The 14296-nt window shown below is 72.9% G+C and carries 9 protein-coding genes and 1 tRNA gene; 6 read left to right on the top strand and 4 right to left on the bottom strand.

The annotated features are described in order from the left end of the window. Position 1: 1 nt before the first annotated feature. The 4 genes from gyrA (at position 2) to GT045_RS38215 (ending at position 4538) form a co-directional block, all read left to right on the top strand. The gene (gene gyrA, locus GT045_RS38230; RefSeq protein ID WP_161289609.1) at positions 2-2596 is read left to right on the top strand and encodes a DNA gyrase subunit A; all 2595 of its coding nucleotides are present in this window, start codon (positions 2-4) and stop codon (positions 2594-2596) included. 18 nt (positions 2597-2614) lie between these two features. Further along, the gene (locus GT045_RS38225) at positions 2615-3358 is read left to right on the top strand and encodes a DUF3566 domain-containing protein (RefSeq protein WP_161337018.1); all 744 of its coding nucleotides are present in this window, start codon (positions 2615-2617) and stop codon (positions 3356-3358) included. A 123-nt stretch (positions 3359-3481) separates the two neighbouring features. Continuing rightward, positions 3482-3558: transfer RNA gene (locus GT045_RS38220), tRNA-Ile, on the top strand. Positions 3559-3740: 182 nt separating this feature from the next. Then, complete coding sequence (locus GT045_RS38215) at positions 3741-4538, top strand: maleylpyruvate isomerase family mycothiol-dependent enzyme (protein WP_161337017.1); 798 nt, start codon at positions 3741-3743, stop codon at positions 4536-4538. Positions 4539-5566: 1028 nt separating this feature from the next. Here GT045_RS38215 and GT045_RS38210 read toward each other — a convergent pair. After that, positions 5567-9838: a hypothetical protein gene (locus GT045_RS38210; RefSeq protein ID WP_161337016.1), complete on the bottom strand. Its 4272-nt coding sequence runs from the start codon at positions 9836-9838 to the stop codon at positions 5567-5569. Positions 9839-10345: 507 nt separating this feature from the next. Then, the gene (locus GT045_RS38205) at positions 10346-10993 is read right to left on the bottom strand and encodes a hypothetical protein (protein ID WP_161337015.1); all 648 of its coding nucleotides are present in this window, start codon (positions 10991-10993) and stop codon (positions 10346-10348) included. A gap of 205 nt (positions 10994-11198) precedes the next feature. On the opposite strand from GT045_RS38205, the gene GT045_RS39300 reads away from it, so the two are divergent. Then, positions 11199-11753, top strand: coding sequence for a hypothetical protein (locus GT045_RS39300; protein ID WP_202529543.1), 555 nt, complete (start codon positions 11199-11201; stop codon positions 11751-11753). A gap of 237 nt (positions 11754-11990) precedes the next feature. Here GT045_RS39300 and GT045_RS38200 read toward each other — a convergent pair whose 3' ends face one another. After that, positions 11991-12821 carry a glycosyltransferase gene (locus tag GT045_RS38200; protein ID WP_345942886.1) on the bottom strand — a complete coding sequence of 277 codons (831 nt, stop codon included), beginning with the start codon at positions 12819-12821 and terminating at the stop codon, positions 11991-11993. Between the two features lie 258 nt (positions 12822-13079). Further along, positions 13080-13433 carry a DUF6344 domain-containing protein gene (locus GT045_RS38195; RefSeq protein ID WP_161295045.1) on the bottom strand — a complete coding sequence of 118 codons (354 nt, stop codon included), beginning with the start codon at positions 13431-13433 and terminating at the stop codon, positions 13080-13082. A gap of 348 nt (positions 13434-13781) precedes the next feature. Between GT045_RS38195 and GT045_RS40380 the strand changes: the two genes are divergently transcribed. After that, the gene (locus GT045_RS40380) at positions 13782-13910 is read left to right on the top strand and encodes a DLW-39 family protein (protein ID WP_003999697.1); all 129 of its coding nucleotides are present in this window, start codon (positions 13782-13784) and stop codon (positions 13908-13910) included. The last annotated feature ends 386 nt before the right edge of the window (positions 13911-14296 follow it).

Raw genomic sequence — 14296 nt, 5'->3', positions numbered from 1 at the left:
AATGGCCGACGAGAACACTCCCGCCACCCCGGAAGAGGGCGGCGAACTCGCGATGCGTGTCGAGCCCGTCGGGCTCGAGACGGAGATGCAGCGCTCGTACCTGGACTACGCGATGTCCGTCATCGTGTCCCGTGCGCTGCCCGACGTCCGTGACGGTCTCAAGCCCGTCCACCGCCGCGTGCTGTACGCCATGTACGACGGCGGCTACCGCCCGGAGCGCGGCTTCTACAAGTGCGCCCGCGTCGTCGGCGACGTCATGGGCAACTACCACCCGCACGGCGACTCCTCGATCTACGACGCCCTGGTGCGCCTCGCCCAGCCGTGGTCGATGCGGATGCCGCTGGTGGACTCCAACGGCAACTTCGGCTCCCCGGGCAACGACCCGGCGGCGGCCATGCGGTACACCGAGTGCAAGCTCGCGCCGCTGTCGATGGAGATGGTCCGGGACATCGACGAGGAGACCGTCGACTTCACGGACAACTACGACGGCCGCTCCCAGGAGCCGACCGTCCTGCCGGCCCGGTTCCCGAACCTGCTGATCAACGGCTCGGCCGGCATCGCGGTCGGCATGGCGACCAACATCCCGCCGCACAACCTGCGCGAGGTCGCGGCCGGCGCCCAGTGGTACCTGGAGAACCCCGAGGCCTCGCACGAGGAGCTGCTGGACGCGCTCATGGAGCGCATCAAGGGCCCCGACTTCCCGACCGGCGCGCTCGTCGTCGGCCGCAAGGGCATCGAGGAGGCGTACCGCACCGGCCGCGGCTCCATCACGATGCGCGCGGTGGTGGAGGTCGAGGAGATCCAGGGCCGCCAGTGCCTGGTCGTCACCGAGCTGCCGTACCAGGTGAACCCCGACAACCTGGCGCAGAAGATCGCCGACCTGGTGAAGGACGGGAAGATCGGCGGTATCGCGGACGTCCGCGACGAGACGTCCTCGCGCACGGGCCAGCGCCTGGTGATCGTCCTCAAGCGGGACGCGGTCGCCAAGGTCGTCCTGAACAACCTGTACAAGCACACCGACCTGCAGACGAACTTCGGCGCCAACATGCTGGCGCTCGTCGACGGCGTGCCGCGCACCCTGTCCCTCGACGCGTTCATCCGCCACTGGGTGACGCACCAGATCGAGGTCATCGTCCGCCGGACGAAGTTCCGGCTGCGCAAGGCAGAGGAGCGGGCGCACATCCTGCGCGGCCTGCTGAAGGCCCTGGACGCCATCGACGAGGTCATCGCGCTGATCCGGCGCAGCGAGACGGTCGAGATCGCGCGCAACGGCCTGATGGGCCTCCTGGAGATCGACGAGATCCAGGCCAACGCGATCCTGGAGATGCAGCTGCGCCGCCTGGCGGCCCTGGAGCGGCAGAAGATCGTCCAGGAGCACGACGAGCTCCAGGCGAAGATCAACGAGTACAACCAGATCCTGGCCTCCCCGGTCCGCCAGCGCGGGATCGTCAGCGAGGAGCTGGCCGCGATCGTCGAGAAGTACGGCGACGACCGCAAGACCAAGCTGATCCCGTACGAGGGCGACATGTCCATCGAGGACCTGATCGCCGAGGAGGACATCGTCGTCACCGTCTCGCGCGGCGGTTACGTCAAGCGGACGAAGACGGACGACTACCGGGCGCAGAAGCGCGGCGGCAAGGGCGTGCGCGGTACGAAGCTGAAGGAAGACGACATCGTCGACCACTTCTTCGTCTCCACCACCCACCACTGGCTGCTGTTCTTCACGAACAAGGGCCGGGTGTACCGGGCGAAGGCGTACGAGCTGCCCGAGGCCGGGCGGGAGGCCCGCGGCCAGCACGTCGCGAACCTGCTGGCCTTCCAGCCGGACGAGGCGATCGCCGAGATCCTCGCGATCCGCGACTACGAGGCGGCGCCGTACCTGGTCCTCGCGACCAAGTCCGGTCTGGTCAAGAAGACGCCTCTGAAGGATTACGATTCGCCCCGCTCCGGCGGTGTCATCGCCATCAATCTGCGCGAGCGCGAGGACGGCACGGACGACGAGCTGATCGGCGCCGAGCTGGTCTCGGCCGACGACGACCTGCTGCTGATCAGCAGGAAGGCGCAGTCGATCCGGTTCACCGCCTCGGACGAGTCCCTTCGCCCGATGGGCCGAGCCACCTCCGGCGTCAAGGGGATGAGTTTCCGGGAGAGCGACGAGCTCCTGTCGATGAATGTCGTTCGACCCGGTACGTTCGTGTTCACTGCCACCGACGGTGGGTACGCGAAGCGGACCGCCGTCGACGAGTACCGCGTCCAGGGCCGCGGCGGCCTCGGCATCAAGGCCGCCAAGATCGTGGAGGACCGCGGGTCGCTCGTCGGCGCGCTGATTGTCGAGGAGAACGACGAGATCCTCGCGATCACCCTCTCCGGCGGTGTGATTCGTACGCGAGTCAGCGGGGTCAGGGAGACGGGCCGTGACACCATGGGCGTCCAACTGATCAACCTGGGCAAGCGCGATGCCGTGGTCGGTATCGCACGTAACGCCGAGGCCGGGCGCGAGGCGGAGGAAGTCGACGGCGATGTGGTCGTGGACGAATCCGCCGAGGGTGCCGGGGCCACCGGCACGGACGAGGGCGAGGCGCCCTCGGCCGAGTAGCACGAGGAGAGAGTCATCGTGAGCGGAGCCACGGGCGCCGGATCGGCCGGTACCTCCACAGGTACGGAAACGGACGGCGGCGGCCGTGGCTCCGCCGCGCGTGCGGCACGTGCGAACGACCCGCACGACCCGCACACGACCAATCTGAAGCCGGTGAAGGCTTCCGTGACGGACCCTTCCGGCACGCAGGAATCCCAGCAGGCATCCCAGGGGGGAACTGTGACGGACACCCGAGGTCCGGCCCAGGCCGGCGAGGCACGGCCGGCGTCTCCGCTTCCCGGTGAGCGGCGGCCGGAGCGGCCCGACGGGCCGTACCACCCGCCGCAGGCCTATCCGGCGGCCCCCGCCGGGGCGGTCCGCAAGCCGCGGACCGGCGTGCGGACCGCGCCGCGGACCCGCAAGGCGCGGCTGCGGGTGGCCAAGGCCGACCCGTGGTCGGTGATGAAGGTCAGCTTCCTGCTCTCCATCGCGCTCGGCATCTGCACGATCGTCGCCTCGGCGGTGCTGTGGATGGTCATGGACGCGATGGGTGTGTTCTCCACGGTCGGCGGCACGATCTCGGAGGCGACCGGCTCGAACGAGGCGAACGGCTTCGACCTCCAGGCGTTCCTCTCGCTCCCCCACGTGCTGATGTTCACGACGATCATCGCGGTCATCGACGTCGTGCTGGCCACGGCGCTGGCGACACTGGGGGCGTTCATCTACAACCTCTCCGCGGGCTTCGTGGGCGGCATCGAGCTGACCCTGGCGGAGGACGAGTGACGGCCGGGCGACCGCCTGCGGGTTCCTGACCTGACGGTCCACCGCCAACCGATTTTGGGACTGGCGCGGTCGTGCGCTAATCTTCAGGAGTCAGCGCGCGGGACACATACCGCAGAGCGCGGCGGGGCTATAGCTCAGTTGGTTAGAGCGCATCCCTGATAAGGATGAGGCCACAGGTTCAAATCCTGTTAGCCCCACCAGCGAGAAGACCCCCGGTCCACAGGGCCGGGGGTCTTTTGGTGTGGGCGGTTGACACCAGCCGTCCGTCTCGGTGGGCGTGCGGGGTGTGCCGGTGGGTGGGCCGGCCGGGGGGTCGCGCGCTCGCCGCGGCGGCTGTGAAAATCGCTGTCCTGTCGCCGGAACGCGGTGATAGGGAGTCCGTGTGACAACGACACTCGCGTTCCCCGATCTGTTGCGACTGATAGACGAACGGTCGAGCGCCTTCCGTGCCGCGGTAGCCTCCGCGCCCAGCCTCGACGTGCAGGTGCCGACCTGCCCGGAGTGGACGCTGTTCGATCTGGCGCAGCACATCGGTGAGGGGCGCCGTGACTGGGCCGCCACCGTCGCCGCCGGTCCCGCACCGGCCAAGTCCGCGGCGGAGGGCGCCCCGGCCGCGCCTCGGGAGCGCCAGGCCCTGCTCGACTGGTTGGCGGAGTCCACGCGGCAGCTGGGGGACGCACTGCGGGAGGCCGGCCCGGATCGCGGTTGCTGGACGTGGTGGGGTGCGTCGCAGTCGCCGCCGACCTGTGGCGCCGTCGCCCGGCACCAGCTCCAGCAGATCGCGGTGCACACCTACGACGCCCAGGTCACGGTGGGTGCCCCGCAGCCGTTGCCGGAGGAGGTGGCACTCGACGGGGTCGAGGAGTTCCTGTTCACCTGCGTCGCCACGCCGAGTCCGTGGCCGCACAAGCCCACTGCCTTCGACTTCCACGCCACCGGGGGCCACTCATGGCGCCTGACGGTCGACGGCGACGGCGCACGCTCCACCCGTATCCCCGCGCCCGGCACGACGTCTGCCGCCGCTGCCGGCGAGAGCCTGGCCGCGGCCGGCGTCTCCGTTCACGGCACGGCCGGTGAGCTGGTCCTCTTCGTGTACGACCGGATTCCGGCGGACTCCCTGCGAATCGAGGGAGACGCGGGTCTGCTGGACCTGCTCCGCGCGTGGGAGCCGGAGGAGTAGTCGAGGACGGGTGAGGGAGAGCGGCGCGGCGGAGCAGGCCGGGGCCGTCGTCTCTCCGGCTCCACCGGGCCGTAGCAGGCCGGGGCGGTCGTCTCTTCGGTTCCCCCGGCCGTACCAGGCCGGGGCGGTTGTCTCTCCGGCTCCGCCGGGCCGTAGCAGGCCGGGCGGTCGTCTCTTCGGTTCCCCCGGCCGTAGCAGGCTGGGGCGGTCGTCTCTCCGGCACCACCGGGGGGTGCGCTGTCCGTGTTGCGCATGCGCGCCTCCGGTTCCGGGCGCACGCTGGTGGTATGGCCTTGTGAAGCCGGTCGGACCGCGTCCGCGACGCGGTGACGTGGTGAGATTCGAGTGACGGGTCGGCGGTCCCGCGGGTGTGGGGTGAGCACCGTGTCCCATCGTTCCGAGTGGCCCGGCAGGGCGCCGGGCGTGCCGGGTGTACCGGCGCCGGTCACACGCCACCCCGCGCACCTCACGGGGGCGCGCCGGTGGGTGGCCGTCTGCCTCGCGGGGTTCGCCGTCTGTCTGCTCACGCTCGTGATCGGGTACGTGACCGGCGCTCTTCCTGGCTTGGGTGCCACCGAGCAGGGGGTACCGCCCCCCGGTTCGGGGGGCGGAGCGCCCGGTTCGGGTGGCGGGGCGCCCGGCGGTCCGGCGCCCGTCGCCGTGTGGCCGCTGGTGATCTCGGGGGTCTCGGGGCTCGGCGGGCTGTTGAGCGGTACGGCGGCGATGATCAGTCTGAGGCGGGACGCCCGCCGCTCCCCCGCGCAGGCGCCGGCCCAGCGCGCGGGGAACCGTCCGGCATGCCAGCGCCTTCACCGGGCGCGCGGACAGTCGCGGTAGGCCGTCGGGCCGCAGTTCCCCCGCAGCCGACGCCGGCAGGGCCCCGCCGGACACCGCTCGTCGACGGCCGGGTACGAGAACGCCCGACCGCTGGCGACGGGGGATGCACCAGCGATCGGGCTATGGCCAAGGGTAACAAGGTTGTCGGTCGTGTGGGACCAAGTCCGGGTTTATTCAGGCAGGTTGGCTGATCATCGCCCGCACGGCGGGTCGTAGGACAGGCGGGACAGGTACTCGTGCCACCGCCCGGGGGTCAGTACGCCCCGGGTGACCGAGCAGATGTGCCGGATCGCGGTGTCGGCGTCCAGACTCCACAGACGGACCGTGTCGGTGCCGCTGGAGACGCCGAGGACACGGCTGTTGGGGCTGAAGGAGAGGAAGTTCCCCGCCTTGGCGTTCGGGCTCATCGACTGGCCGATCGCGGTCGCCGCGGCGGGGTCGGTGACGTTCCACAGCCGGACCGTGTTGTCGTTGCCGCCGCTGGCCAGGATGTGACCGTCCGCGCCGAGGGTCAGGGACGTCACCGCCTCGGTGTGGCCGGTGAGCGGGGCGCCCAGCGCGGTCGCCGCGGCGGGGTCGGTGACGTTCCACAGCCGGACCGTGTCGTCGTCGCTCCCGCTGGCCAGGGTGCGCCCGTCCGCGCTGTAGACGAGGGCGTTGACGGGACCCGTGTGCTCGGTGAGGGGCTTGCCGAGCGGTACGGCGTGCGCGGGGTCGGTGACGTTCCACAGCCGGATCGTGCTGTCCGCGCTGCCGCTGGCCAGGGTGCGCCCGTCCGGGCTGAAGGCGAGGGCGTTGATGTAGCCGCGGTGGCCCGTGATCGGCTTGCCGACCGGTACGGCGTGCGCGGGGTCGGTGACGTTCCACAGCTGGATCGTGCGGTCGTCGTGGGCGGTGGCGACGGTGCGCCCGTCCGGGCTGTAGGCCAGCGCGTTGGGCCCCATGAAGCGGGTCCGCAGCGCCAGTGAGGGGCCGGCGGGGACCGGGTGGGCGGGGTCGGCGACGTTCCACAGGCGCACCGTGCGGTCACCGGCGAGAACGGCGAGGGTGCGGCCGTCGGGGGAGAACACCAGCGTGTGCTGGTCGCCGTCGGCGGGCATGAACGGGGTGCCGAGCGGTACGGGCCGGCCGGTGCGCGTCACGTTCCACAACCGCACCCTGCCGTCCCGGGCGGCGGTGGCCAGCACCCGGCCGTCCGGGCGGAACGCTCCGCTCCGGCCGATCATGTCCGAGGTCGGGACCGACCACAGGCGCACCTTGCCGTCCCCGCTGCCGGTGGCGAGGGTGCGGCCGTCCGGGCTGAACCCCAGGGCGTACATCTCACCGCTGCTGCCCGCGAGCGGCTCGCCGACCTGGGACGGGGACGCCGGATCGCTGATGTTCCACAGGCTGGCCGTGCTGTCCGCGCTCGCGGCGGCCAGCCGGCCGCCGTCGGGACTGAAGGCCACCGACCAGATGGGTCCGGTGTGGCCGGTCAGCGGGGCGCCGAGGGGCGTCGCACGGCGTGGGGCGCGTACGTCCCACAGCCGGATGGTGTCGTCCGCGCTGCCGCTGGCCAGTGTGTGCCCGTCGGGGCTGAAGGCCACCGAGTGCACCAGGTCCGTGTGTCCGCGCAGCGTCGAGAGCGGCTCGGGCCGGTGCCTGGCCGAGACGTCCCACAGCCGGATCGTGTCGTCGTCGCCGGCCGTGGCGAGCGTGTGCCCGTCCGGGCCGAACGCCACCGCGCGTACCGCGGCGGTGTGGCCGCGCAGCGTGGCCGGCGCGCCGGGCCGGCGCGGATCGGTCACGTCCCACAGCCGTACGGTGCGGTCCTCGCCGGCCGTGGCGAGCGTGTGCCCGTCCGGGCTGAAGGCGACCAGGTAGATCGTGCCGCGGTGCCCGGTGAGGGGCTTGCCGAGCGGTACGGCGTGCGCGGGGTCGGTGACGTCCCACAGCCGGACCGTGCCGTCGTCGCCGGCGCTGGCCAGGGTGTGCCCGTCCGGGCTGAAGACGGCGCTGCTCACCCAGCTGGCGTGCCCGGTGAGCGGTTTGCCGAGGGGGGCCGGGCGGTGGGGGTCGCTCACGTCCCACAGCCGGACCGTGCGGTCGTAGCTGGCCGTGGCCAGGGTCCTGCCGTCCGGGCTGAACGAGGTGAGGTAGACGGCGCCGGTGTGGCCCGACAGCGGGGTGGCGAGCGGGGCGTTGACTATCGAGATCAGGCGGCTGTAGGTGCCCTCGTCGCCCGGGCGCAGCCGGTGGGCGACCAGGTCGAGCTGGGCGGCCAGGGACGGGTCCGTGTGCTGGACGCGGTCGGCCTCGGCGAGCACCTGTTCGAACACGGCGTCGTCGCGCTGCTTCCAGGCGACCACCGCGGAACCGCCGGCGAGGAGGGCCAGCACGACCAGCGCCGCCACCGCGGCCCTGCTCAGCCACACCGTGCGCCTGCGCAGCCGCACCGAGGCGGCCAGGAACTCCACGGCACTGCGGGTCAGATAGGTGTCCCCGGCGGACCGGGCCCAGGTGCGCGCGTGCTCCAGCCGGGACCCCCGGTACAACAGCGAACTGTCCCGGTCCGAGTCCTCCCAGGACCGGCCGTCCTCCTCCAGCCGCTGGCGCAGCAGGTGGTCGCCCCGGTCCTCGTCGATCCAGTGCCGCAGCCGTGGCCAGGCGTGCAGCAGCGCCTCGTGGGTGATCTCCACGGTGTCCGCGTCCAGTGTCACCAGCCGGGCCCGCACCAGGGCCTCCAGCGACTCCTCCGTCTTGCCGGGGTCCGCCGACTCCGCCGCCAGCTGCCGCCGGGTGCCGCGCCGGCGCGTGGCCTGGGTGTCCTCGCCCAGCCGGACCAGGCGCAGCAGGAGCAGCCGGGCGGCGGTACGGGCCGCGGGGTCCAGGCCGGACCAGGCGCGCTCGGCGGTCGCCGCCACCGCGCCCTGGATGCCGCCCGCCGCCCGGTACCCGGCCAGGGTCAGCTTCCCGGCCTTCCGGCGCTGCCAGGTGGCCAGCAGGGCGTGGGAGAGCAGCGGGAGCACGCCCGCGTCGTGCGCGCCGCGCGGCCCGTCGGCGCTCACCTCACGCACGATCAGCTCGGCGAGCCCCGGCTCCAGTTCGAGTCCCACCGCCTTGGCCGGGCCGGTCACCGCGTCGCGCAGCTCGGCGTTGGTCAGCGGGCCGAGCACCATGTGGCGGTGCTGGAGCGCGTCGGACAGCTCCGGGTAGCCGAGACACTGCTCGTAGAAGTCGGCGCGGATACCGAGGACGACCCGGACGGGCGCGGGCACGCCGGAGCCTGCGGGCGGGGTGCAGGCGCAGTGCAGGAAATGGATGAAGGTACGCCGCTCCGCCTCGTCGGAGCAGAGGGTGAACGCCTCCTCGAACTGGTCCACGATGACGACCGGCCGCCCGCCCGGGGCGTGCGCGCGGTCCGCCCAGGCCGCGATCGCCTCTCGTACGGCCCGGGTGACGCGCGGGGCGTCGCAGCCGGGCAGCGCCGGGTTCTCCGAGGCCGCCCGTTCGGCGGCGAGCGCTTCGACGGCGACGGCGGCCAGCTCGGGCACCCGGTGGACCAGCTCACCCAGCGGATCGGCACCGGGGACGAACTGCAGGACCGGACCGAGGGGTTCGGCGGGGTCGTGGGGGGAGGCCGGCACGGCCCGGCCGGCGGGGGCCGCGGCGGGTTCCCGCTCCGGGCCAGGTACCTGTTCCGGTGCCAGTCCGTGTTCCGGCCCCGGCGCCGGCACCGGTTCGGGTGCCCGTCCCGGCTCGTGTTCCGGGCCCTGGCTCTGCCGGGACCGAGGGGCGTGCTCCTGTCCCCGCGGGGGATGGACCGGCCCGTCGGCCGGCGGGCCTTCGCGTCCGCTGTCGGAGCCGCTGTTCAGGGCGCCGCCCCGGACGGCGGGGACCAGGCCGGCGTTCAGCAGGGACGACTTCCCGGCTCCCGAGGCGCCGACCAGCATGACCAGTCCGCCGGACCGCTCGGCCGCGCGGAGCTGGGCGACGAGGCTGTGCGTGCTGCGCTCCCGTCCGAAGAACCACCGGGCGTCCTCGTGCCGGTAGGGGGCCAGCCCCCGGTACGGGCACACGCCGCCGCTGACGGGGGGTGCCTGGGCCGGTGGCCGCCGGTTCTCCTCGGCGGGTGACGCGGGCCGGTCGCCCACCGGACCGGCCAGGGCCAGCTCCCACAGCCGCTGCCAGTGGGCGAGGTCGTACAGGCCGGCGGAGACCGGAAGGGGACGCAGGCGTCGCGCCTCCGGGATCAGGATCTGCAGGACCGCCGCGAGGGCGGCGAACTGGGCGGGCACGTTCCTGGCCCGGCGCCAGTCACTGATCCGCTGCGCGGAGACCCGTACGGGCCTGCCGCGCTCGTCGATCCGCTGCAGCCGTACGACCGATTCGGCGACGCTCTTGAGGGGAGGATTTCCGGCCTCCTTGTACAGCAACGCGAGCCGCTCGGCGAAGGCTGTGCGTGCCCCTGAGTCGGAACTCAAGGTTCCACCCCTCACTTTTCCCCGCGTGTGGACGTCCGGACCGGAAAACTCACCCTATACGCCTGACCTGCGAGAAAGGGGGGGACCGGAGATCGGAACCTCCTCCGGACCGGCTGTAGATGGCAGGATCCGAACCCGGTAGTCGACCCGTCACATACCGTCCGGACAGGCCACCGGCACAGTGCTCGGAGAGGCAGCACCATGGCGCCGAACGTTATCGGTCAGATTCGGTCGACTCACGCCACGCCCGGCGGATGAGCCGACGCCGGCCCCGCCAGCCGGCCCCCTGCTTCGATCCGTGCCGCACGCCGAACCGGCACGGGTCGACGGCCTCGCACCGTTCGGCACCGGTCCCCACGAGGGGAGGGACCGGTGCCGGACGGTCGGGACACGGAGTGCGTTTCCTTCGTCAACGGAGTGCGTTTCCGTCATCAGATGAGCCACCCGGCCTCCGGGGACAGTCGGGGACACGTCAGGGACACGTCAGGGACGCGGAGTGCGTCCGCTTCAGACGAGCCACCCGGCCGCCCGGGCCGCGGTGACGGCTCGCCGCTCGGCTTCGTCGGCTTCGGCGTTCAGGGCCGTGTCCCGCCCCCGTGCGGTTCCCCCGGCAGCCACCGCCGCTGCCTGGGACGCCGCGAGTGCCGCGCGCAGGGCGGCCGCGGCGGGACCATCGTCCGGGGCAGGGACGTCATGCTCGGCGGAGTCGTGGTGCGGGGCTCGGCCGCCGTCCCCGGTCGCGCCCCCGGTCACGGTCGCGGTGGCGCCTCCCGTCACGGTCGCGGCCGTGGTGGCATCCCCGGTCACGGTCGCGGTGGCATCCCCGGTCACGTCGTGGGGCACGGCCGCGGCCAGTTGTGCCGCCAGGGCGGCGGTGGCGGCGGTGTTGCGGGCGCAGCGGGCGTCGGCCGCCGGGTCGGGCGCGCTCACCGCCAGGGCGTCGAGGGACCGCGCCGCCAGCCGCAGGGCGCCCGCGGCCCGCCCGGCGGTGTCCTTCGGCACGATCTCCGCCGCGTCCGGTCCGACCCCGGCGTACCGGCACGCGGCGACCGCGCGGTCGTAGGCGCTCCGGGCGCGGGCGCAGTGGGTCCGGCGCAGCTCCTCGGCCCGCGCGTCCGGTCCGGCCGCCGCCGCTTCCCGTCCGCTCACACTCATCCTCCGGCCTCCTCTCCCGGGGCGGTGTCCCGGGACGGTCGCCCAGGACCGCCTCCCGGGACGACACCGCACACCCCGCCGCCACGGGCCGGGCGCGCGGGCAGGGTGCCACGCGGACCGCGAAGAGACCACACTCCCGGCCTGGATATCTGACGTACCGTCAGCTACGTTCGTCGCGCCGGCCGTTCCCGAAGGGGTGAGTGCCATGGAGAAGCAGCGTTCCCGGTGCCCGCGACCGCCCGGCGCGCCGCGCTGGGTCGCGATGTTCCACGAGGACGCCCAGGACACCTGGACGGTGGGCGCCGAGTCCCCGTACCGGGAGCCTGTGCTGTACGCCGTCGGCGACATGGCCCAGACCGTACGGGCGCGCGGGGAGGCGGTGACGGTCGCGGTGTGGGGACCCGAGGACGGCGCCTGGCGGCTCTTCGACAGCCCGTCCGCCGCAGTATCGGCTCCCGCCGCCGCAGCGGAAGGCCCGGCACCGGAACGCGCCGCACCGGAACGCGCTGTTCCGGAACATGCTGCTCCGGAAGGTCCCGGGCCGGAACGCCCCGAGCCCGGCCCGTCCGGACCGGACCGGCTCGCCGCACGCATGACGGGCCGTCGGCACCAGGTGCTCCTGGCCGGTCTGAGCAGGGCGGGTCTGTACGACCTGACCGACGAGGACGGCGAGGCGGTCAGGACCCTCGCCGAACAGCTGGACGAGCCCACCGTCCGCCGGGTGGCCCACTGGCTGTCCGTCGCGGGAGGCGGTGGCTGAACCGGGGCATGCCGGGCGGGCCTTGCCACGGCTCGTCCGAGCGCACGCACCGGGCACCGGCCGGGTCCGGGCTCGATGACGGGCGCGACATCGTCCTCCCCGGCACCGCTCGCAGCACCGACGACCCGCAGGTGCGGGAGGACGACCCGCAGGTGCGGGTGGACGATCGGTAGGTGCGGGTGGACGTCCGGCAGGTGCGGGAGGCGGTGGAGAAGTGCCGCGCACCGGCCGTCGTGCTCACGGAGCGGGGGGAGTGACGGGAGCGGCCGGGGACGCGGGGGCGGGCGGCGCGGGGGTGGAGGCGGCCGGGGGGTAGGTCCAGCCGAGGCCGGCGAGCGCGCGGGCCCGGGCCTCCGTGACCGTCCTGCGGGCCGTGAGTTCGTCGGGGTCCACGTGCGCCGACTGGCCCGTGACCTGTCCCTCCCACTTGCGGTACAGCAGACCGGCCTGTGCCGAGAACCAGCCGCGGCTCACGGCGTCCAGCGCCAGCAGCAGACCGGTGTCCTCCGAGGCCGGCAGTGCCATCCAGCCGCCCAGGGCGACCAGCAGCTCCCGCCGCACGCACAGGCTCGCCGGGTGGACCGGTGCGCGAAAGCCGTGGCGTTTCCAGTGGTCGAGGACGGCACCGCGTGCGATCGGCCCCTCGTCGGGGTCGCCGGGGAAACCGGCCGTGGAGCCGTCGGGCAGCAGGTCAAGGACACGGCAGGTGGTCCAGCCGATGCCGGGATCCGCCTCCAGCACGGCCAGGTCGCGGGCGAGTGCGCCCGGCGTGAGCTGGTCGTCGGCGTCCAGCACCTTGACGTACGTGCCCTCCGCGCGCGCCAGCGCGATCGTCCGGGCGACGCCGGGACCGCCCGGCCGGCCCTGGCGGAAGCTCACGCGCGCGTCGTCCGGAATGTGGGGGCGGACCTCGTCCGCGGTGCCGTCCTGCTGGACGACCCAGTCCCATTCCCAGCCGGCGGGCAGCCGCTGTGCGCACAGGGACGCGTACGCGTCCGGCAGGAACCGGGCGGACGGGCCGTGGACAGCGGTGACTACGGTGACGCGCCGGCTCACGGCAGCGCTCACCACCTTTCCGTTGGGTGCGGATCGTGTGGGTGCGGATCGTTGCCGTACGAGGATGACGTACGAGGGCGACGTACGACGACGTGTGACGACGTACGACGACGTACGACGACGGTGCCGTGGCGTTCTGGTGGTGGGGTGGGGTTGGGGGAAAGCGCGAGACCCCCGGCCGAACCCGGCCGGGGGTCTTTCCGTGTCGACTGGTGCGTACGCAAGTCGCCGTCGTGTCGAGACGTTGCGGTACTGCGGCTGGTGGACGGCTCAGCAGTCCAGGGAGTCCGAGAGGTGGTCGGTGGACGACGTCTCCGACGGTGACTGCGCATCGGTCTCGGCGAGGGGGCGGTGGCGGCAGCTGGGGGACTTCCCGTGGGCCTCGGCCCGGATCCGCTGCTTCATCGTGGGGGGCAGGGCCCTGGCATGGGACCAGGCCCAGTGGTGCATCGCCGGGATCGTCGGGAGCGTGTGCTGCGCGGTGCCGGTGCGGGGGCTCTCGGTCCGGGGGCCGGCCGGGGCGGCGGTGGCCGTACCGGCGGTGACGAGTCCGAGCGCCGTGCACAGCGCGAGGAAGGCGGTGACGATGGCGGTCCACAGCTTCATGACCTTGTTCTTGGTCATGGCCCCTCACTTTCGGGTTGGGCGATTTGCGTACTTTGCTCATCATGTGTATGTGGGCTTCGAAGTGGTGGACCGACGCCCGTGGCGCGTGGATGTTCCGATGAACACCACTCGTATGGACGCAAAAGGGCTGAAAACTCGAAAAACCGAGTGAGCGCCGACGAAGAGGGAGCAAAGTAACCGTCCGTACGGGCGCGGTCACCCTCCGGCCCGATCGACGTCCGACCTGGCCTATTGCGCGGTCGGGGGCGGGAGTTGGGCCCCGACGCAGGTCACCGATCGATATCGGTCGGTGTGTATAGTCGGGCGCCAGAGGTCCCCTACGTCAAGGAAAGACGAGGTCGCGCGGTGAAGAAGCTGCTCCTGGTCGCACTGGCCGCCATCGGCGGGCTCCTCGTGTACCGCCAGATTCAGGCGGATCGCGCCGAGCAGGACCTGTGGACGGAGGCGACTGACTCCGTGCCCACGGGTTCGTGAGTCCGGATACCGAATCCGACACCCCAAGCTGAACAGACCCCGGCCGCCCAGCGGTCGGGGTTTTGTGTTGCCCGGGGGCGGTGCGGGGTCGGCGCGGACGCTGCGGGGGCGCTGCGGGGCGGCGCCGCACCGGTGACCGGTGACGTGGCCTTCGTGTTGCGGGGGTCCCCGGGGTGAGGTAGCCGTGGGGCGGGCGGGGCCGGAGGCCGCCGGGCGTTTCGGACGGGCGTGCGCATTGCCCGGATGGCGCAGGGACGGTCAGGGCAGGATGGGGCCTGCGGTCCGGTACGGCTTGTCCGACGACTGGGGGTGGTGGCGCGTGCGGGGGCGAGGGCGTGCGGCAGGGGCGTACACAGGGGTGTACGCGCGGGCGCGGTGGCGGGCCG

This window comes from Streptomyces sp. SID486, from assembly GCF_009865385.1.
Lineage (GTDB): Bacteria > Actinomycetota > Actinomycetes > Streptomycetales > Streptomycetaceae > Streptomyces.
Note: the sequence above shows the minus strand (reverse complement) of the source record. Positions and strands in the feature narration are given on the sequence as shown.

Coding starts and splice junctions, on each gene's coding strand:
- GT045_RS39300 (WP_202529543.1), top strand. CDS start 11,199: ATGGAGAAGCAGCGTTCCCGGTGCCCGCGACCGCCCGGCGCGCCGCGC.
- GT045_RS38205 (WP_161337015.1), bottom strand. CDS start 10,993: ATGAGTGTGAGCGGACGGGAAGCGGCGGCGGCCGGACCGGACGCGCGG.
- GT045_RS38195 (WP_161295045.1), bottom strand. CDS start 13,433: ATGACCAAGAACAAGGTCATGAAGCTGTGGACCGCCATCGTCACCGCC.
- gyrA (WP_161289609.1), top strand. CDS start 2: ATGGCCGACGAGAACACTCCCGCCACCCCGGAAGAGGGCGGCGAACTC.